General features: G+C 50.5%; 29 protein-coding genes. 22 read left to right on the top strand and 7 right to left on the bottom strand.

Annotation, left to right across the window (positions count from 1 at the left end; all coding sequences use genetic code 11):
- Window positions 1-25 precede the first annotated feature (25 nt).
- The 5 genes from VN429_RS03070 to xseA form a co-directional block, all read right to left on the bottom strand.
- Window positions 26-514, bottom strand: a complete 489-nt coding sequence (locus tag VN429_RS03070) for a hypothetical protein (protein WP_325629664.1) — start codon at window positions 512-514, stop codon at window positions 26-28.
- A 261-nt stretch (window positions 515-775) separates the two neighbouring features.
- On the bottom strand, window positions 776-1,084 hold the full coding sequence (locus tag VN429_RS03065) for a hypothetical protein (RefSeq protein ID WP_325629661.1): 309 nt from the start codon (window positions 1,082-1,084) through the stop codon (window positions 776-778).
- Window positions 1,085-1,140: 56 nt separating this feature from the next.
- Window positions 1,141-1,557, bottom strand: coding sequence for a hypothetical protein (locus tag VN429_RS03060; RefSeq protein WP_325629659.1), 417 nt, complete (start codon window positions 1,555-1,557; stop codon window positions 1,141-1,143).
- A 2-nt stretch (window positions 1,558-1,559) separates the two neighbouring features.
- Window positions 1,560-1,739: an exodeoxyribonuclease VII small subunit gene (gene xseB / locus VN429_RS03055; protein ID WP_325629657.1), complete on the bottom strand. Its 180-nt coding sequence runs from the start codon at window positions 1,737-1,739 to the stop codon at window positions 1,560-1,562.
- Window positions 1,726-3,120, bottom strand: a complete 1,395-nt coding sequence (gene xseA, locus VN429_RS03050; protein ID WP_325629655.1) for an exodeoxyribonuclease VII large subunit — start codon at window positions 3,118-3,120, stop codon at window positions 1,726-1,728. Before xseA ends, xseB begins: the two co-directional genes overlap by 14 nt.
- 65 nt (window positions 3,121-3,185) lie before the next feature.
- On the opposite strand from xseA, the gene VN429_RS03045 reads away from it, so the two are divergent.
- From VN429_RS03045 to VN429_RS02940, 22 genes are all read left to right on the top strand, one after another.
- Window positions 3,186-3,983, top strand: a complete 798-nt coding sequence (locus tag VN429_RS03045; protein WP_325629653.1) for a sugar phosphate isomerase/epimerase family protein — start codon at window positions 3,186-3,188, stop codon at window positions 3,981-3,983.
- Window positions 3,984-4,193: 210 nt separating this feature from the next.
- Window positions 4,194-5,474, top strand: a complete 1,281-nt coding sequence (locus tag VN429_RS03040; protein WP_325629651.1) for a hemolysin family protein — start codon at window positions 4,194-4,196, stop codon at window positions 5,472-5,474.
- Window positions 5,471-6,118 carry a phosphoribosylglycinamide formyltransferase gene (gene purN, locus VN429_RS03035; RefSeq protein ID WP_325629649.1) on the top strand — a complete coding sequence of 216 codons (648 nt, stop codon included), beginning with the start codon at window positions 5,471-5,473 and terminating at the stop codon, window positions 6,116-6,118. The genes VN429_RS03040 and purN overlap by 4 nt, the downstream gene beginning before the upstream one ends.
- Window positions 6,118-6,435: a ribonuclease P protein component 4 gene (locus VN429_RS03030; RefSeq protein WP_325629647.1), complete on the top strand. Its 318-nt coding sequence runs from the start codon at window positions 6,118-6,120 to the stop codon at window positions 6,433-6,435. The genes purN and VN429_RS03030 overlap by 1 nt, the downstream gene beginning before the upstream one ends.
- Window positions 6,432-6,728, top strand: a complete 297-nt coding sequence (locus tag VN429_RS03025; protein WP_325629645.1) for a YhbY family RNA-binding protein — start codon at window positions 6,432-6,434, stop codon at window positions 6,726-6,728. Before VN429_RS03030 ends, VN429_RS03025 begins: the two co-directional genes overlap by 4 nt.
- 57 nt (window positions 6,729-6,785) lie before the next feature.
- The gene (locus VN429_RS03020; protein WP_325629643.1) at window positions 6,786-7,208 is read left to right on the top strand and encodes a 30S ribosomal protein S19e; all 423 of its coding nucleotides are present in this window, start codon (window positions 6,786-6,788) and stop codon (window positions 7,206-7,208) included.
- Window positions 7,209-7,224: 16 nt separating this feature from the next.
- A complete protein-coding gene (locus VN429_RS03015) occupies window positions 7,225-7,557 on the top strand; it encodes a DNA-binding protein (RefSeq protein ID WP_325629641.1) in 333 nt (110 codons plus the stop codon).
- A complete protein-coding gene (locus VN429_RS03010; RefSeq protein ID WP_325629639.1) occupies window positions 7,554-8,156 on the top strand; it encodes a DUF7411 family protein in 603 nt (200 codons plus the stop codon). The genes VN429_RS03015 and VN429_RS03010 overlap by 4 nt, the downstream gene beginning before the upstream one ends.
- Window positions 8,153-8,305, top strand: coding sequence for a 50S ribosomal protein L39e (locus VN429_RS03005; RefSeq protein WP_109970059.1), 153 nt, complete (start codon window positions 8,153-8,155; stop codon window positions 8,303-8,305). Before VN429_RS03010 ends, VN429_RS03005 begins: the two co-directional genes overlap by 4 nt.
- Window positions 8,306-8,309: 4 nt before the next feature.
- Window positions 8,310-8,573 (top strand): 50S ribosomal protein L31e, encoded by a 264-nt coding sequence (locus VN429_RS03000; protein ID WP_325629636.1) that lies wholly within the window; start codon window positions 8,310-8,312, stop codon window positions 8,571-8,573.
- Window position 8,574: 1 nt separating this feature from the next.
- Window positions 8,575-9,237 carry a translation initiation factor IF-6 gene (locus VN429_RS02995; RefSeq protein ID WP_325629634.1) on the top strand — a complete coding sequence of 221 codons (663 nt, stop codon included), beginning with the start codon at window positions 8,575-8,577 and terminating at the stop codon, window positions 9,235-9,237.
- Between the two features lie 3 nt (window positions 9,238-9,240).
- Window positions 9,241-9,432 carry a 50S ribosomal protein L18Ae gene (rpl18a, locus tag VN429_RS02990; RefSeq protein ID WP_109970056.1) on the top strand — a complete coding sequence of 64 codons (192 nt, stop codon included), beginning with the start codon at window positions 9,241-9,243 and terminating at the stop codon, window positions 9,430-9,432.
- A gap of 5 nt (window positions 9,433-9,437) precedes the next feature.
- Window positions 9,438-9,893, top strand: a complete 456-nt coding sequence (gene pfdA / locus VN429_RS02985; protein WP_325629629.1) for a prefoldin subunit alpha — start codon at window positions 9,438-9,440, stop codon at window positions 9,891-9,893.
- A gap of 27 nt (window positions 9,894-9,920) precedes the next feature.
- A complete protein-coding gene (gene ftsY, locus VN429_RS02980) occupies window positions 9,921-10,994 on the top strand; it encodes a signal recognition particle-docking protein FtsY (protein ID WP_325629627.1) in 1,074 nt (357 codons plus the stop codon).
- On the top strand, window positions 10,994-12,307 hold the full coding sequence (locus VN429_RS02975; protein WP_325629625.1) for a signal recognition particle protein Srp54: 1,314 nt from the start codon (window positions 10,994-10,996) through the stop codon (window positions 12,305-12,307). The genes ftsY and VN429_RS02975 overlap by 1 nt, the downstream gene beginning before the upstream one ends.
- A gap of 4 nt (window positions 12,308-12,311) precedes the next feature.
- Window positions 12,312-12,887 (top strand): tRNA (pseudouridine(54)-N(1))-methyltransferase TrmY, encoded by a 576-nt coding sequence (trmY, locus tag VN429_RS02970; protein ID WP_325629623.1) that lies wholly within the window; start codon window positions 12,312-12,314, stop codon window positions 12,885-12,887.
- On the top strand, window positions 12,887-14,110 hold the full coding sequence (locus tag VN429_RS02965) for a tRNA pseudouridine(54/55) synthase Pus10 (RefSeq protein ID WP_325629621.1): 1,224 nt from the start codon (window positions 12,887-12,889) through the stop codon (window positions 14,108-14,110). The genes trmY and VN429_RS02965 overlap by 1 nt, the downstream gene beginning before the upstream one ends.
- Before the next feature lie 10 nt (window positions 14,111-14,120).
- Entirely contained in the window at window positions 14,121-14,414 is a 294-nt protein-coding gene (locus tag VN429_RS02960; RefSeq protein WP_325629619.1) for a 50S ribosomal protein L21e, read from the top strand.
- A gap of 21 nt (window positions 14,415-14,435) precedes the next feature.
- A complete protein-coding gene (locus tag VN429_RS02955) occupies window positions 14,436-14,789 on the top strand; it encodes an RNA polymerase Rpb4 family protein (protein ID WP_325629617.1) in 354 nt (117 codons plus the stop codon).
- An 11-nt stretch (window positions 14,790-14,800) separates the two neighbouring features.
- A complete protein-coding gene (locus VN429_RS02950) occupies window positions 14,801-15,370 on the top strand; it encodes a DUF655 domain-containing protein (protein ID WP_325629668.1) in 570 nt (189 codons plus the stop codon).
- Complete coding sequence (gene rsmA / locus VN429_RS02945; RefSeq protein WP_325629615.1) at window positions 15,367-16,137, top strand: 16S rRNA (adenine(1518)-N(6)/adenine(1519)-N(6))-dimethyltransferase RsmA; 771 nt, start codon at window positions 15,367-15,369, stop codon at window positions 16,135-16,137. Before VN429_RS02950 ends, rsmA begins: the two co-directional genes overlap by 4 nt.
- Window positions 16,106-16,684: a HemK2/MTQ2 family protein methyltransferase gene (locus VN429_RS02940; RefSeq protein ID WP_325629613.1), complete on the top strand. Its 579-nt coding sequence runs from the start codon at window positions 16,106-16,108 to the stop codon at window positions 16,682-16,684. Before rsmA ends, VN429_RS02940 begins: the two co-directional genes overlap by 32 nt.
- A gap of 12 nt (window positions 16,685-16,696) precedes the next feature.
- Here VN429_RS02940 and VN429_RS02935 read toward each other — a convergent pair whose 3' ends face one another.
- Entirely contained in the window at window positions 16,697-17,137 is a 441-nt protein-coding gene (locus VN429_RS02935; RefSeq protein ID WP_325629611.1) for a phosphate-starvation-inducible PsiE family protein, read from the bottom strand.
- 41 nt (window positions 17,138-17,178) lie between these two features.
- Window positions 17,179-17,763 carry a 6-phospho-3-hexuloisomerase gene (hxlB, locus tag VN429_RS02930; protein ID WP_325629609.1) on the bottom strand — a complete coding sequence of 195 codons (585 nt, stop codon included), beginning with the start codon at window positions 17,761-17,763 and terminating at the stop codon, window positions 17,179-17,181.
- Between the last annotated feature and the right edge of the window lie 15 nt (window positions 17,764-17,778).

Genomic DNA, 17,778 nt, shown 5'->3' with positions numbered 1-17,778 from the left:
GACATGAACTAGCCCTGCACCTGATTCAGATAGTGGCTTTATCTACTGGAGTAAGCACACTGTCCAGCTGACCCGCTTTTTTTAGACAATCGATATACTCAGAAACGAGGTATGCATTGTCAATATCATACTCATCCAGGCCCCTGAATAGAAAGATCTCATCCCAAAGTTGATTACTCCCTTCAACGAGGAAGTAGCCGGTTTCGAGTTCAAATCCAACAAGGATCTCATATCCTTTGAACTCGTCATCCTGATTTTCATACAGATCATTTCCTGATCCCGTATGCTCAACATGGAAGACATGCGGTATGAGAGGTCTGCCAACAGGAATTTTTCTTTCGTAGCATTCGTTATTGAGAATATTATACCTGACAAATTCTTTTAGCTCTTCATGGGGAAGTTCCTCAAGAGGATATTTCTGTGTAACATACGTCATAATCTCTGAAGCTGATCTGTTATTTGGTTTCAGCCTGGCCCGGTGTTTCGAATATGCAGCCTTCCATGCTTTAACCATTTTAGGAGAAGCCTTCTGCATCAACATATTTTGATGTCTGTTAGTATAGAATAAAAAAGATCCGATTTATCCCTACCCGGACTTGAAACCGGAGATACAATGTGCAGGTACGTAATTCCTGATGACCCGTGATCCCGGACATGAACACCAGATTGGAGTTCCGGCGAGTTTTCGTTTCAGGGTTCGTGGTGAATGATACATTCCGTTCAGTAACACGGCTTTGAAAACTGTGTCAGATCCGGTTTTGAGCCGTTCAAAGTATCAGAACGGCATAGGGACCTTCATCACAGTAAAGTACGAGAGAAAGATAAGTAATACCGGGACAAAGAGGCAGATTATCACGAATGCCTTGATTATTTTATTCTCTGTCTTATGGTACGCAATTATTGTTATCAGCAGACAGACAAGGCTTATCACCAGGGTATTTGTCTGGATCTGAGCGGGGCCTGAACCCTGGAGCATCCCTATCAGGTATCGTACCAGCGGCGGGAGTCCGATGTTTCCAAAAATAACTGCTATAATCCCCTTGATTATATCAAGGGTCAGAAGAGCCCGGTTTGTGGCACTCACAGACTCTTCTTCACCATCTGGATTGATAAAAGTATTGGAGGATTTTCTGCAGGCTATCACATTACGTTTGCAGAGACTGAAATGATTTTAGTCTCAATTGCAGGCTGCTGTGTCCCGGCAATGATGAGGTCATGATTTGCCTTGGTTGCTGGAAGAGTCATTCGCTCGGTAAATGTCCTCACCGCTCCCTTTTCAATATCTCCGGCATCAGTGGTCCTGCTATCAAACCGGTATTCTGAAAGATCCTTAGGTGTTGACAGGATGGTCATGACCTTGACCTTGTATGCATTGTTGGTCCCGACATTGGCAACGGTCAGTTTCACATCGTACGTGATATTCCCTGCGGGATCGTCAGAGACCTTAGAGAGATTTGATGTTATCTTGAGATCGGGATCAGCGTATTTTGTGCATCCTGAAATGACAACTGCTCCGGCAATAAGCAGAACAACTAGAAAAAGCAGAATTTTCCTCATGATTACTCCTTTCCGAGTTTACTGATCTTCATCTCTGCGTCAGAAAGCCTCTCTTCACACTGCTTGATGATAACAGTCCCCTGTTCGTAGAGCGTGATCATCTCATCAAGACTAGTCTCGCCATCCTCGATCTTCTTTACGATCTCTTTGAGATCAGTTACCAGTTCCTCATACTTCTTCATACGGGTTCACCTGATCAATAACTGCTGATGCTGATCCATCCCTGAACCTGAGTTCAACCATCTCACCTTCTGAGAGCACTCCTGCCGAACCAACTGTTTTGCCGTCTTTGAAAACAATACAGTAGCCGTCCCTGGCAGAAGCATATGGACTTCGTGCCTCAAGGATCTTGGATAATGATTCGAGTTCTGCACGATACCGTGCAAGAAAAGTGCCTGCTCCACGGCAAAGTTGCTCATTCAGATCTGCGATCCTGATTCTCCGTTCAGGAATCTCTCTCATCAGGATACCTGAAGGATTTCTCGCCTCAAGCCTGGCACTCATTTCCCTGACCTGGACCCTGAACCTTCCAAGCGAAAGATCTGAAAGGTTACTCATCCGGTCAGTAATATCCACGAGATACTGCCTGCGTTCAGAAAGCGTCCTGTTCATCCTGACCGGTGAAAGCCGGTCCCGGAGATCATTGAGTTCCTCGTCTGCCTGCTCTATTCTGGTCAGAAGCCGTCTGAAGATACGACTCCTGATCTGGGATATCATTTCAAGTTCCGTCTTACGGTCCCTGACTGCAATTTCGGCTGCATGTGACGGGGTCGATGCCCTCACATCTGCAGCAAGGTCTGCAAGAGTGACATCAACCTCATGCCCGATCGCAGCAATGACCGGTATTGGGCAGGTAGCAATCGCCTCTACGACAGTCGGGTTATTGAAGGCGAAGAGGTCCTCGTAGCTGCCACCACCTCTTCCGACGATCACAAGATCAACCATCGGAGCAACCCGCCTGATTGCTGCTGCAATCTCGTCATGGGCAGTGGGACCCTGCACTGCAGTCGGTGAGAGGATGATCTCCACCGGGAACCGGCAGGAGAGCACGTTCTGAATATCGTGGATAACAGCCCCTGTCTCTGACGTGACAACCCCTATTCTGGTCGGGTAATCAGGGAGAGAACGTTTTCGTTCAGGAGAGAAGTAGCCTTTCAGCCCGAGTTCCTTTTTCCACCGCTCGATAAGGAGAGCCTTTTCACCTGCTCCTGACTGCCACATCTGGGTGACGATCAGATTGTATTGCCCGCCTCTCTCGTAGTGGTTAATGCTCCCAAAAGCCTCTACGATCATCCCGTCTTCCGGTTTCCAGGGCAGATACCTGGCAGCAGTCTTCCAGATAGTGCACCTGATCACAAACTCCTTCTCGCCCTGCCGTTCTGAAAGTGAGAAGTAGAGATGCCCTGACCCGTGCTTCTTGAAGTTGGTGATCTCACCGGTCACCCTGATGTTGGTCAGTTCAGGAGTATCAAGAAGGCTGGTTATCACTGCAGTAACCTCAGATACCCGCATGACTGCAGGTTTCGGACTGGTTCCCCAGGAATCCAGAGTCAGCTGATCCATCTTCACTGATCGGTTATTTCCCCCGGTATAGATAATCAATGGTTATGGAGATCTCCTTCTCAACGATGTTCTTCCATGACCATCCACTTGACCTGATCTTTGATGCGGTCAGGAGATCCGGCGCCGATACCTTAGAGTTCTGGCCTGAAACTCCTGACTGGTGGCTTGAAGGACGTTCTGAAGATCGCCTTGCCCAGGTGATCAGGCAGCATCCTCTCCCGGCCCCCCTGTCAGTTCATGCTCCGGTTCTGGATCTTAATCCGTGCTCAATAAATCCTGACGTGGTCAAGGCGTCGATCATATGGATACAGTTCTCAATACGACTTGCAGAAACTCTCCGGGCCAATGTCTGCACGATCCATCCGGGAAGGAGAACATCCAAGCGGCCTCCATCAGATCTCGATTACCAGCGACTAGACCATATGCTTGATGAGATTGCCCCGTATGCTGAATCATCACGTGTCTCAGTCTCAATTGAGAACATGGAACCGCAGGTAAACGCCCTGCTCACAACACCGGCAGAGATCGCCCGTGTCCTTGATGAGCGTGAATGGCTCTCATTCACGCTTGACTCCTGCCATGTAGCATCGCGTGGTGAAGAAGTACTTCATGAATTTTTATCGGTTGCAGAAGGCAGGATTGCAAATGTTCACCTGTCAGGTGCATCTGGCAGTGTGATGCACCAACCTGTCAAGGGAAATCCGTGGGCAGAAAAATCACTTGAGGTCCTTGGCAATGCAGGGTACGACGGGCTTGTCACTCTTGAGATCAACGACCTCTCGGTTGGAGATCCTCTCACTGCAGAAGAGAAGATCAGGATGATCGCCGACGATGTCAGAGTTGTGAGGCAGCATCTCTCATAAATCTCCTGATTTTACCGGCCATATGGTTCTCCTGTCTGCCTGTCAGAAAAAGATTGATATTTGTGTGGCCCGCTCTCATTAATCACAGTAGTGGAGATCTCAATCTCCCCGGACGGTGTTTGAGTTCTTTATGAGAATTTCACAGGTATCCCTGGCAAAAGGACGTACATATCTGCCAGCGGCTCCGGCCATACGGGGGTCTGGTTTTTAGTGTTCATCGAATATTACCTCTATATCGGCATCTTTATTCTGGCGCTTGTCTGCTCTGCATTCTTCTCCTGCTCTGAAGTTGCACTCTTCTCTATCACCCGTGCAAAAGTCAGGACCCTCATCAATGAAGGAATGCCCGGAGCACAGGCACTTTTGACACTGAAAGAGGAGCCTGACCGGTTCCTGATCACGATCCTTATTGGAAATAATATCGTCAATATTCTCGGTGCCTCGGTTGTGACGGCGTTAGCCATCGGGATATTTGGCCCTGGGGCACTGGCAATTGCAGTTGCCACAATTGGTGTCGTTATCTTCCTGCTGGTCTTTGGTGAGGTTTTGCCAAAAATGTATACAAGCAGGCACCAGACCAGCATCGCCCTAGGAGTTTCTCCGACAGTCTACCTGCTCTCGCGGATCTTCAGCCCTCTTATCTGGACCTTTAATGCCATTGCCGGAAAAATGACCGGAGGGCCGGTCTTTTCACAGCATCTCATCACAGAGGAGGAGATCAAGGAGTGGATCGATGTCGGGCAGGAAGAGGGGACCATCGAGAAGGATGAGCAGGAGATGCTCCACTCGGTCTTTGAGTTTGCAGACACCAGGGTCAGGGAGGCGATGACACCAAGGATCGATGTGGTTATGGCTGAAGACACCCTCTCACCTGAAGATGCCCTTGAGATCTTCAAGAAGACCGGTTTTTCACGACTCCCGGTGTATCATGAGAACATCGATACCATCAGGGGAATCCTCAACATCAAGGATGTCTTTGCTGCTGTAATGGATGGCAGGATCCATCACCCGCTTGTTGAGCTCTGCTCAGAACCGGTCTATGTCCCTGATACAAAGAATATAGATGACCTGCTGCGTGAGATGAAGGCCAGAAAGAACCATCTGGCCATTGTCCTTGATGAGTATGGGGCATTTGTTGGGATCATCACGGTAGAGGATATCGTTGAGGAACTGGTGGGTGATATCCTTGATGAGTTTGACACCGAGGAGCCTGAACTGATACGGGTTGCAGAAGGGGTCTACTCTGTTGATGCCAGGATGTGGGTCTCTGATCTCAACAAAGAACTGGATCTTTTACTTCCTGAATGTGAGACATATGAAACCATAGCAGGCCTTATCATCGATCGGTTGGGATATATTCCACGAATTGGTGAGTCCTGTGATCTGGACGGGGGCATCAGACTGATTGTGATTCAGATGAAAGGAAAACGAATAACAAGAATCAAACTGCTGATCTCCCCTTCTCACAAAAAACCTGAGGCCGCTGCATGAAAGCAGAAAAAGGAACATTTGTCGTACTTGCTTCAGGGAGAGGATCAAACTTTCAGGCCATCCTTGACAAGGCTGCTGAGGGGTACATCCCTGCGGTATGCAAGGCTCTGATAACGGACAACCCTGACGCCTATGCGATCGAACGTGCGCGAGCTGCAGGAATTCCTGGTGAAGTTGTCTCGTTTAGATCGTTTTCAGATAAGCAGACATACGAGACTGCCCTTATTGCAGCGATCCAGAAGTATGATCCTGATCTCGTCGTGTTAGCCGGGTATATGAGGATTTTAGGAAGTGAGATCGTCAGGAAATACTCGGGTCGGATGGTGAACATTCACCCAAGTCTCCTTCCCTCCTTTACCGGGCTGCATGCACAGCAGCAGGCCGTCAACTATGGTGTCAAAGTCGCCGGATGTACCGTGCATTTCGTAACAGAGGATATGGATGCCGGCCCGGTGATCATCCAGCGGACTGTGCCGGTCTTTGAAGGTGATGACGGTGATATCCTTGCAGACCGGATCCTCATTGAAGAACATAAGGCATTTCCTGAAGCTATCCGGCTCTTCTTTGAACGAAGGCTCAGGATTGAAGGAAGGGTTGTGAAGATTGGAAACGCTCATTCACCTTCCCCGGGTCGGGATGATTAATGGGCAAGCGTCACCAGCGTTCGGATCGCAGGCATATTGCAGGGGAGCGTATACGAATCCTCTTTGAGCAGGCTTCACGATTCTTCCCTGAAAACCCGGAATGGAGCAACCGGTGTGTTGCACTGGCCCGCCGTATCGCGATGAAGGAACGAATCCGTATGCCTCACGAACTGAGAAGAAAGTTCTGCCGCAGTTGCTACGGATTCTTTGTGCCTGGTGTAACAATGCAGGCCAGAATACACCGCAGCCGTGTGGTCATCACGTGTTTGACCTGCGGCTATCGCCGCCGTTACCCGCTATATCGGAATAAACCATGAGTCAAGACAGAAATACAACAAGAAAAAAGACAGCAGCCCCAGCCGGGGGATATCATGACCTGAAACCAACCATCTGGGTTGGAAAATCCGGAATGAGTCCGACGATAATTGAAGAGATTCGCAGCCAGATAAAGACCCGGAAAACCATCAAGGTAAAGTGGCTTGAGTCTGTTGAAGTGGAACCGGAAGTAGTCGCACAGGAAAGCGGCATGATTCTTCTTCAGGTGAGAGGAAGAACGATGGTTCTTGGAGATCCAGGATCTGTCTCCGGGACACGTTCACGAAATATATAAGAATCCTTCATACGTATAAGTAGAGACTACTATCTGCATTGAGAGTGTGGACTATCGATGACTACTGTGTATGATGTTCCTGCTGAGAAGCTGATTTCACGCGTTGCAGCGGAACTGAAGGAAAAATCCGAAATAACTGCTCCTGAATGGGCAGCCTTTGCAAAGACCGGTGCCCACAAGGGGATGCCACCTGAAGATTCTGACTGGTGGTATACCCGTACAGCAGCTGTACTGAGGCGTGTGTACGTTGACGGCCCAGTCGGTGTTGAGCGGATGCGGTCTGTGTATGGTGGAAGTAAGAACAGAGGCTCCAAGCCGAACAAAACGGTGAAGGGGAGTGGATCCGTCCTGAGAAAGGCGGTTCAGCAGCTCGAGAAGGCAGGGTTTGTTGCCCAGCAGAAGAGCGGCAGAGTCGTCACACCTGCAGGCGCATCATTCCTCGATGGAGTAGCGCATACTATTGCAACTGAGTCCGCGTAAACGAAGGTGCTCCTGAATGGGAGATGATGAATTAGCAGAGATCCGACGGCGTCGAATGATGGAGATGCAGCAGCAGGCTGCTTCCCAGCAGGATGAAGCCGAACGGCAACGTCAGTATGATGCACAGATACATTCTGTACTCATGCAGATTCTTGAGCCTGAAGCACGTGAACGGCTTAACACTATCCGGCTTACAAAGCCTGATTTTGCTCGGTCCGTGGAACAACAACTGGTCATGCTTGCCCAGAGTGGAAGGATCAAGAATAAGATCAATGACGAGCAGCTGAAAGTCATCCTTAAACAGGTAACGCCAGCTAAACGCGAATTCAATATCAGACGTAAAGGATGAAAGCCGGCGTCCTGTTCTCAGGCGGAAAAGACAGTTCTCTTGCAGCACTTCTGCTGTCAGAAAACTACGAGGTTGAACTGAACACCTTTGTCTTCTCGTCTGAATCTGCAATTGAGCAGATAGAGCAGGCGGCGGCAGCACTTGGATTCCCGCACCATAAACGGGTATTCCCCGAAGGCCTCCTCAAAGAGGCAGCAGATATGGTAGTGGGGTGCGGGCATCCATCACAGGCAATCCAGCGGATCCACCGGGAGGCGGTTCGTATCCTCTGCACCTCGTACGAGGTTGTCGGCGATGGTACACGGTTTGGTGACCGGGTGCCACTTCTGACCGATGACGAAGTCCGGAGTATATCAGACGGATGCGGATGTTCCTATGTCCGCCCGCTTATCGGATATCCGAAGCGGGAGGTACAGCGGCTTGCTGCCCGGTACCTCGAAGTAAGTTACGGGGAGACCGGACAAATCCGCAGTGGGGACTACGAACATGAGATACGCAGGGAACTTGACAGCCGGGGCATTCCGGCGTCGTCGCTGTTCCCGCCTAATCATGAGCAATCCCTCGTGACCGCAATACGGTCATCTGGAGAAATACAATGAGTAAAGTTTCAAAGTGCCGGAAGATCCGGCTTTCCAAAAAGACCCAGCAGAACAGGCGTGTGCCACAGTGGGTTATGATAAAGACCAAGAGAAAAGTCATGACTCACCCCGCACGTCACAGCTGGCGCCGGAGCACCCTGAAGGTGTAATAATATGGTCGATAATCTGAAAGAGCAGGTATATGTCATTCCGCTGGGATCGGTTCGGCGCGTTCCCCGGTGGAGACGCAGTGCAAAGGCAATGAAGGATATCAGGGAGTTTCTGGGACACCACATGAAGAGCGAGGACGTGAAGCTCCACTCCTCTATCAACGAGAAGGTCTGGTCCCGTGGTTCCCAGAAGCCGCCAGCACGGATCCGTGTTCGGGCAATGAAGCTCGAAGACGGTCAGGTGCAGGCGGAGCTGGCTGAGGAGTGAGATGGACCGTACGGTCTCGGTAGCAGGCGACCCCCATATTGGCGTATTTACCCGCGTCTTTGAGGATATCGCGGTCATCCCGATCGATGCACCCGAAGAGCTTGAACAACAGTACCGCGAGGCCTTTGATCTGGAGATAGTCAGGACTACCATCCAGGGCAGTCCGATCATCGGCTCTCTCCTTGCTGGAAACAGCAATGGATTCGTGGTCTCCGGTCTTGTTTCGCAGGCAGAAGCTGACCGGCTTAGTGAATATCGCGAACTCTTCTTCCTAGAACATGGGATGAACGCAGCCGGGAATGTCATTCTCGCTTGTGACAAGTTCGCAGCCGTCCATCCTGACATGGACAAGAAAGTTCAGAAAGAGATCGGTGAATTTCTGAAGGTTCCCATTGTCCCTCTCACCCTTGGTGATGTGAAAGTTGTCGGGATGGCAGCAGTAGCCACCAACAGCGGCGTCGTGGTAAGTCCCCGCAGCAGTTTGCATGAGATCTCAACCCTTGAGAAGATCTGTGAGCTGCCGGTTGGAAAAGGCTCGATCAATATGGGAAATGCAATGGTCGGGACCGGTCTCGTGGCAAATACCAAAGGGTATCTTGCCGGTTTCGAGACAAGCGGCTATGAACTCGGAAGAATAGAAGATATTTTCGGATTTGAGGAGTAAAACATGGACCAGAAGAAGTATGAAATCAAGGGGAAGTACCAGGAGCTTCACGCATGGAAGCCATTCACCAAGGTTCTTTCCGCCCCAAATGAGAAACAGGCACAGGAACGGATTTACAACCTGATTGGAAGTAAACACCGCCTTAAACGCATGTATATTCAGATTGATACACTTACTGAATGTGCAGGTGAGTGATCCCTATGGCACCCGTTGATCCCCGTGAAGTTCAGTCCCTTCAGGCATACCTGAACCAGTATAACCAGCAGGCAGAGGTATACTCTCGCCAGCTCGGTATTATGGAAGAGGGGATCCGGGAAGGGAATGCCGCTATTGAGACCCTGAAGGCTCTGTTAGAGGCAGGGGATTCCACCATCCTTATGCCGGTTGGTGGCGGAGTAAACGTCCGGGCAAGGGTAGAACACCCGGATGAGGTCTACGTCAGCATCGGCTCTGATATCATTCTCCAGAAGACAAACGAGGGTGGCATCAGTTATCTTCAGGATCGGATTGCCGAGATGGAAGCATCAAGCAAGAACCTGACCGAGGTTCTGCAGAAGATTGATGCCCAGGTCAAGGACATCTCGAAACGACTTGAGCAGCTCTACCGTCAGGCACAGCAGGATCAGCAGGGTGCCGGCGCAGCAGGGCCGCGATAACTCCGTTAAGGACGTAAGTGGTCTCTGATGTTCAAAGCGCTAAAAGAGAAACTCTTCTCGGTCAGGCAGCGACTGGAGACCACAATCGGCGAGCAGCCTGAGGCTGCTCCTGAAGACGTCTCTCCTGTGCAGGATTCACCCGTATCAGTCTCTTCTCCGCTAACACCTGAACCTGTTCAGCCTGAGGAAGATTCCAGAGAGAAGAAGAAACCAGGTTTTGCCCAGAAGGTGGTCTCACTTGTCAGGGACCGCGAGTTCATCATCTCTGAAAAAGATATTGAGGATTCTCTTTCTGATCTTGAGATCGGGCTTCTTGAGAGTGATGTCGCCTTTTCTGCAACTGATGCGATTCTGACAAAGGTTCGAGAGGATCTCACGGGATCAAAACGCAAGATTGGAACCTCGGTTGATTCGGTCATCACAAATGCCCTCTCCGAGGCACTGTTATCAGTTCTTGGTGAAGGAGTCAATATTCTTGACTTTATCACATCACGTGAAAAACCGGTAAAGATCCTCTTTACCGGGGTGAACGGGACCGGAAAGACCACGTCGGTTGCCAAGGTTGCAAACTATCTCACTAAAAACGGGCTGACTGTTGCGATTGGTGCAGGAGATACTTTCCGTGCCGGTGCGATAGAACAGATCGATGTTCATGGCGAGAGGCTTGGTATCAAGGTTATACAGCATCAGGAAGGGTCTGATCCTTCTGCTGTTCTCTATGATACTGTGCAGTATGCAAAGGCCCATAACATCGATGTTGTGCTCGGGGATACTGCAGGAAGGTTTCACAACCGTGTCAACCTGATGAACCAGCTTGCCAAGATCCGCAGGGTCATTCAACCTGATCTGATTGTATATGTGGACGAAGCGGTTGCAGGCAACGATGCTGTTATCCGTGCCGAAGAGTTTGCAAAATCAGTAGGTATGGATGCCGTGATGCTGACCAAGGTTGACATGGATCCGAAAGGTGGGGCAGCCATCTCAATCGCTCATGCGGTGGGAAAACCCCTCATCTTCATCGGTATCGGCCAGGGATATGATGACATCGTGCCCTTTGAGCCAAAGGCGATCGTCGCTGACCTCCTTGCAGGTGAGGCCTGATGCTTGGAAACCTCGGAACAAACCTCAAGGATGCCCTGAAGAAACTAGCCGGAAAAACGGTTATTGACCGGGTTGCTGTAGAGGAACTGGTCAAGGATCTTCAGCGTGCCCTTCTGCAGTCTGATGTCAACGTCAAGCAAGTGATGCAACTCTCCCAGACGATTAAGAAACGTTCTCTTGATGAAGAACCGCCAAAAGGTGTTACTGCACGAGAGCATGTCCTCAAGATCGTGTACGAGGAACTGGTCCATCTTGTCGGTGGCAAGGTTGATGTTCAGCTTGGTAGGCAGATTATCCTGATGGCCGGTCTGCAGGGTTCTGGTAAGACAACAACCACTGCAAAGATTGCCCGGTACTTCAAGAAAAAGGGTCTTCGTGTCGGGGTTATCTGTGCTGATACCTTTAGGCCCGGTGCCTACACCCAGATCAAGACCCTTTGTGACCGGGTGCAGGTGAACTGCTTTGGCAATCCCAAAGAGACCGATGCCCGCAAGATCGTTGCAGAAGGTCTGCAGCATCTCAAGGATGAAGTCATCATCGTAGATACCCAGGGGCGTCACGCCCTTGAAGATGAACTGATCCAGGAGATCATCGATCTCAATGAGATGACCCATGCCACCCACCGCTGGCTGGTCCTTGATGCAGCACTGGGTCAGCAGGCACGTGAACAGGCACGACGGTTCCACGAAGCAGTCCAGATCGACGGTGTCATCATCACCAAGATGGACGGTACCGCAAAAGGAGGTGGAGCCCTTTCTGCGGTTGCAGAAACCGGAGCAGGGATCGTCTTTATTGGTGCCGGTGAGACTATCGAGGATCTTGAATGGTTTGATCCTGACAGTTTCATCTCCCGTCTGCTTGGTATGGGTGACCTCAAGGCCCTTGCCGAGAAGGTTCAGGAGAGCATCAATGAAGAAGACATTGATGTCAATGCAATGCTCTCAGGCAAGTTCACGCTTCGGGATATGTACAAACAACTTGAAGCAGTGAACAAGATGGGGCCACTGAAGCAGGTGCTCAGCATGCTTCCGCTCGGAGGCATGGAGGTTCCTGAAGGCGCTATCGAGGTCACCTCTACCAAGATGGAACGGTACCGGATCATCATGGACTCGATGACCAATACCGAAATGAACGATCCAACAGTCCTGAACGGTTCACGAGTGCAGCGTATTGCCATGGGAGCCGGTGCGACTCTTGAAGAGGTGCGTGAACTCATCAAGTACTACAAGATGATGAAACGAACCTTTAAAAACCTGAAAGGAGGGGAGAAGGGGATGCAACGGCTTATGAAGAAGTTCGGCCGCTTCTCCTGATCCCATGGTCTTTTTTGCGGTGATCGGCCACCAGGCAAAGAATGACGGCACATTCAGCCTGAACGATCTTCCAAGCAGCGGAGGCAGAATGGATCTCCTCTGCCGGTGTGTTCAGGCTTCGCTCTTCCTCTCGCATGGCATACGGGAGGATGCCTCCTGTCTTCTGATCCTGGCAGGCGGTCCCGGAGCAGTCAAGACCGTCAGGTTTGAGGGTGCGAGTGTCCGCAGCCTGAGTCCTGATGAGCGAAGCAGTGCATCGTTTATAAAAAAGGCCCTTGAGATCCCGGCAGGCAGCCTCTTTCGGGATGTCACGCCCGGTGTCTCGGTCAGAAAGGCAGGACTAGAGACCCTGCTCAGCGAGCATCGGTTCGGGGTGCTTGACGAACACGGAACAGATATCAGGAATATTCAGGGTGACGAGCTCCCTGAAGGCTTTCTCCTCTCTGATCATCAGAACTTCACGCCTGAAGAAGAACTGCTGATAAAGGATTTGCCCAGGTACTCGCTCGGACCTCAGGTTGTGCATGCCGACCACGCAATTGTTCTGCTTTGGAATGAGATCGATCGGAGAAGATCCTGATGGAACTGACTGAATTATACCGCAAAGTACAGGAGTACGGGGAGATCTGTGATCACTGTCTCGGTCGCCTCGTTGCAAAGCGTTCGCATGGTTTATCGAATGATATGCGCGGAAGTGCAATCCGGATTGCATCCGCACTTGAAGCAAATGAACCATACACTCCACCGTCTGAACCCTGCTGGATCTGTAACAACTTCTTTGATCATACTGCAGAGTGGGCAGAGAAGGTCATCTCGTCTCTTGAAGGGATTGAGTGCAAAACCTTCCTCATCGGATCACGGATTCCGCCGCTCATCACTGAAGCTGAAGAGATGCTCTGGACCGATCTCACATTGCAGGACCCTGAGCCTCTCAAGTCTGAAATAAACCGTGAGGTTGGCAAGGCAGTATCAGCCAGGAACGGGCTTCAGGTTGAACTGAAGAACCCTGACGTGGTTGTTGTCCTCAACCTTCATGAAGAGGTGGCAGAGGTTCAGATCCGTCCGGTCTTTCTGTACGGCCGGTATTTCAAGTATGAGAGGGGCATCCCCCAGACTCACTGGTTCTGCAGGGCATGCAAGGGCGCAGGTTGTGAGGTATGCAACGGAACCGGCAAACAGTATGCAGATTCTGTAGAAGAATTGATAGGCCGTCCGCTCTGTGAGATCTTCCAGGGCACGGCTGCAACACTTCATGGCGCAGGACGTGAAGATATCGATGCAGTGATGATCGGATCCGGCCGCCCGTTTATCATCGAGATCTCTGAAGCCCGCATTCGGCATGCTGACCTTGACACCCTTGAAAAGAGGATCAACGAGTCAACAGGTGGCAGAGTCGGGGTAAAAGATCTCAGGTGGACCGAACGGGGTGAGGTGGAAACCCTTAAGACGCACAAAGGGCATAAAAAATACAGGATTCTGGTCGATATAGACGGCTCCATCCCCGAAGAAATCCTCTCTGCAGCCGCAGAACAGCTGACGGGTGCCACGATACATCAGCGCACCCCGGCCCGGGTTGCCCACCGGAGGGCAGACAAGGTACGGGAGAGGGTTGTCCTTGAGCTCATATGGGCAGGTCGGGAAGCGAACCTCTTCGCGTTCGAAGTAACAGGAGAGGCCGGTCTGTACATCAAGGAGTTAATATCAGGTGACCAGGGGCGGACTACGCCCAGTCTATCAGAGATCCTGGGAACACCGGCACGAGTCGTACAACTTGATGTTGTCGATGTGCAGGGAATTGAGTAGGTGAACGGAAATGGCACTTCACAATGGACCGAGGAAGAAGACCCGGTATAAGTTTAAGAAAGATCTGAGAAAGCGCGGCGTTCTGCCGATCACCACTGTCATCCAGGAGTTTGATATGGGACAGAAGGTTCACATCGTTTGTGAGCCAAGCATTCAGAAAGGAATGCCTCATGCACGCTTCCACGGAAAGACCGGATCAGTCATTGGTCGCAGAGGCCGTGCATGGATCGTAGAGATCTACGACGGCAACAAGATGAAGACAATTATCTCACGTCCCCAGCACCTCAAGGCGCAGCAGTACTAACGGTAGAAAAGGTCGGTTGGCATGAAGATCAAAGGAATTATCAAAGAAGATGCGATCACTGTTCCTGAACTAAAAGAGGAACTCCTCAATGTTGAGGCAGTTCGTCTCGAGAAAGGAAAAGAGATGTCGTACGAGCTCCGAAGGAGCATAGAACATGCCAACCAGATCGCCCGGACCTCTGCAGCGAAGTCCCGCAGTCTCGTTGATGCAGTGCTCCAGGTCGAGAAGGTTAAGCCTGATGTGGCACTTCGGATCGCAAACACAATGCCCAGGACCAGGGATGAGGTCAGAGCCGTCTTTGGCAGAGATAAGTTTGCTCATACAACCGAGGAACTCGATCAGATCATAGATCTCGTTATTACTCATTTCAACTAGGTGCGCTCATGATGAAGACTGAGCGAGCTGAGAAGAAGGAGGTTAACGCTGTCATCCTGGATGTTCTTCCCAAAGGATATCCGGATGATCCCCGCCCCATATATAAACGCGAGCCGGTTGTCCAGGCAATGGGAGTGGAACAGTTCAAACTTCTTGAACTGATTCCAAAGTCCCTCAATGTTGAGATCGGCGAGTTGATCTACATTGGGAGCGGTGAGAGAGAGAAGATCGAGCGGGTCAAGCGCCGGATCGGGTACCATGAACTGACCAACGGGGCACTATCTGAGCTTCCCTTTGTCATCGAGAAGATTGTCAAGCAACGGGAGAGCGAGTATGTTGAATTCTACAACAAATCAATCTCAATCACCCCAAAACTTCACATGCTCCATCTGCTTCCCGGTATCGGGAAGAAACTGATGTGGGAGATCATCGAGGCCAGGGAGAAGAAACCGTTCGAAAGTTTTGCTGATATATCAGCACGGATTAAATCCCTGCCACATCCTGAAAAGATGATCCTTAACAGGATTATAGAAGAACTTCAGGATCAGACGGTGAAGTATCACCTTTTCACCTCGCGATGAGTGCATACCGGGATCAGCACTTTCTCTCTGACCGCAATGCGGTGGAGCGAATTGCATCGGTTCTTGATATTGCTGACCGTCAGGTTCTGGAGATAGGACCTGGCAGAGGCGTGCTGACCCGGGCTCTCCTTACAAGGGGTGCCAGGGTTATTGCAGTGGAACTCGATGAGTCACTTGTTGCTTTTTTAAAACTGGAATTTTCAGATGCTATAGAATCAGGTTCACTCACGCTGATTCATGGCGATGCTACCCGGGTTGATATCCCCCAGTTTGAGATCGTTGTTGCTAATCTTCCCTACTCTGCATCATCAAAGATAACATTCCGCCTGCTTGATATCGGGTTTGAGGCTGCTGTTCTCATGTACCAGAAAGAGTTTGCAGACCGGATGCTTGCAGATATCGGGACCCGTGACTGTGGAAGGCTCTCGGTGATGGTGCAGACCTTTGCCCGTGCAAGCCGGTGTTTTGATCTCCCGCCCGGTGCGTTTTCACCTCCTCCTGCTGTGTATTCAACGGTTGTCAGGATAGAGCCACGCCCGCCGCTCTTCCCTGTTGATGATAGAGTTGTGTATGCAGAAGTTGTGAAGATCCTGTATGCAGGCCGGAGAAAGACTGTCCGGAGTATTCTGAAGAATGCCGGTAGCATCTTTGGATCAGATCCGGTTGCCACCCAACTATCTGAACTGGATCCTGCCATCCTCTCCTCGCGGCCTGAAGCACTCTATCTGGAAGATTATGCCACGATCTCAAATATCCTTTCACGCTGATCCAGATCAGGTGTATCAGCCTGCTGAAGATTCGTTTCTCCTTCTGAAGACAGCGAAGAGTGAGGTCAGATCGTCTGATCGGGTGCTTGAGATTGGGGTTGGATCAGGCTATGTCTCAACAGGGCTTCTTTCATCCTGCCGTCTGCTGGTTGCAACCGATAAAAACCCTCACGCCGCCAGTATCGCCCATAACGCCGGTGTCCAAGTAGTCAGGGCTGACCTTGCAGCCGGTCTGTGTGGCCCTTTTGATCTTATCCTCTTCAATCCGCCATATCTCCCCACTGCTCCCTCAGAACGGATCGATGACTGGCTAGAACTTGCTCTAGACGGTGGTCCTACTGGCAGGGATGTTATAATCAGGTTTCTTCAGGAGGTTCCCTCTCTCCTCTCTTCCGAAGGCCGGGTCCTTCTTCTCATCTCCTCACTCACCGGACCTGAAGAGGTTGAAGACCTGGTCAGGGAAAATAGGCTAGTGAGCACCACTGTTGCAGAAGAAAGAGTTGAAGGTGGAGAGATCCTGTTGATACTCAGGCTCTCTAGATGCTGAAAGAAGCGAACATTAAATTCTGATATTTCCTGTATCGATATCTTCCCTGAGCAGATACACACCTGCAATAAGAACTGCCAGCATGACCGCAGGGCCAATGATCTCGATTGGCTGGGCGACTGAAATGTTGAAGATGATCACATGCCTGATCATGGCCGTAAGCCCGGCAATGAGGATGGCCCGTACCGGAACACGTTTTGTCTTCAGGTACACAATCACCGTCTCGAAGAGTTCGATGATTATGACAGTGAGCAGGATCGAATAAATCACCTGGATGATACCCTCATCCCAGTTCTGAAGTGTAAACAGAGAGATTATCTCAAAGAGGGTAATCCCGAGTGATATCAGTGCCACAATTGTGAGAAATAACGCAAGAACGATGTAAATCAGAACCGGCACGGCAGTCATTACTCTGATAACCGGTGCGGTCTGTTCTGCAAGGCTGTCACTCATACACCGTATAAGATCTGCCAGAATAAAAAAATCTGTGGTTGTTACTGCATATTGGAGTACCGGTGGATGATATCATCGATACTGCAGTTTTTCAGTTCGATAAGCGCAGATACTATTGAATCTGCAAATATCATTGCTGATGTCTCAAAGAGAGTGCCGAGCGGTGTTGATGGTTGTGACATGGATCGGTGTTCTCCTTTGAGCTGACGGAGATCAAAATGGTCTGAACCGGTGTGGATACTCTCTTCATCGGTCTGAAGATGCACGACACAGGTGGCAAGATCAGCCATCGGGGAACTCCTGGTCCCGGTGATAAGGCAAATTGTTCCTCCAATCTGCTGTGTTGTCTGGCATGCCTCAAGTACAGACTTTGTCTTTCCTGATCCTGAGAATGCAACCAGAGTGTCACCTTTATGAAATGCAGGAGTAACTGTCTCTCCGACAACATACGCGGTCATACCCAGATGCATGAGGCGCATCCCGAATGACTTTGCGACAAAACCCGACCTGCCTGCTCCAAGCACAAAAATTCGTTCAGCCCGGTTTATCTCGGTGAGAAAACACTCAACCTGGCGCTGATCAATTGATTTAGCGACCTCCTCAATGCGGGAGATCATGGTGAGCATCAGGTCCTGCAGCGG

This window comes from Methanospirillum sp. (genome assembly GCF_035560735.1).
In the GTDB taxonomy this organism is placed as follows: domain Archaea; phylum Halobacteriota; class Methanomicrobia; order Methanomicrobiales; family Methanospirillaceae; genus Methanospirillum.
This window is presented reverse-complemented; position numbering and strand designations above follow the sequence as displayed.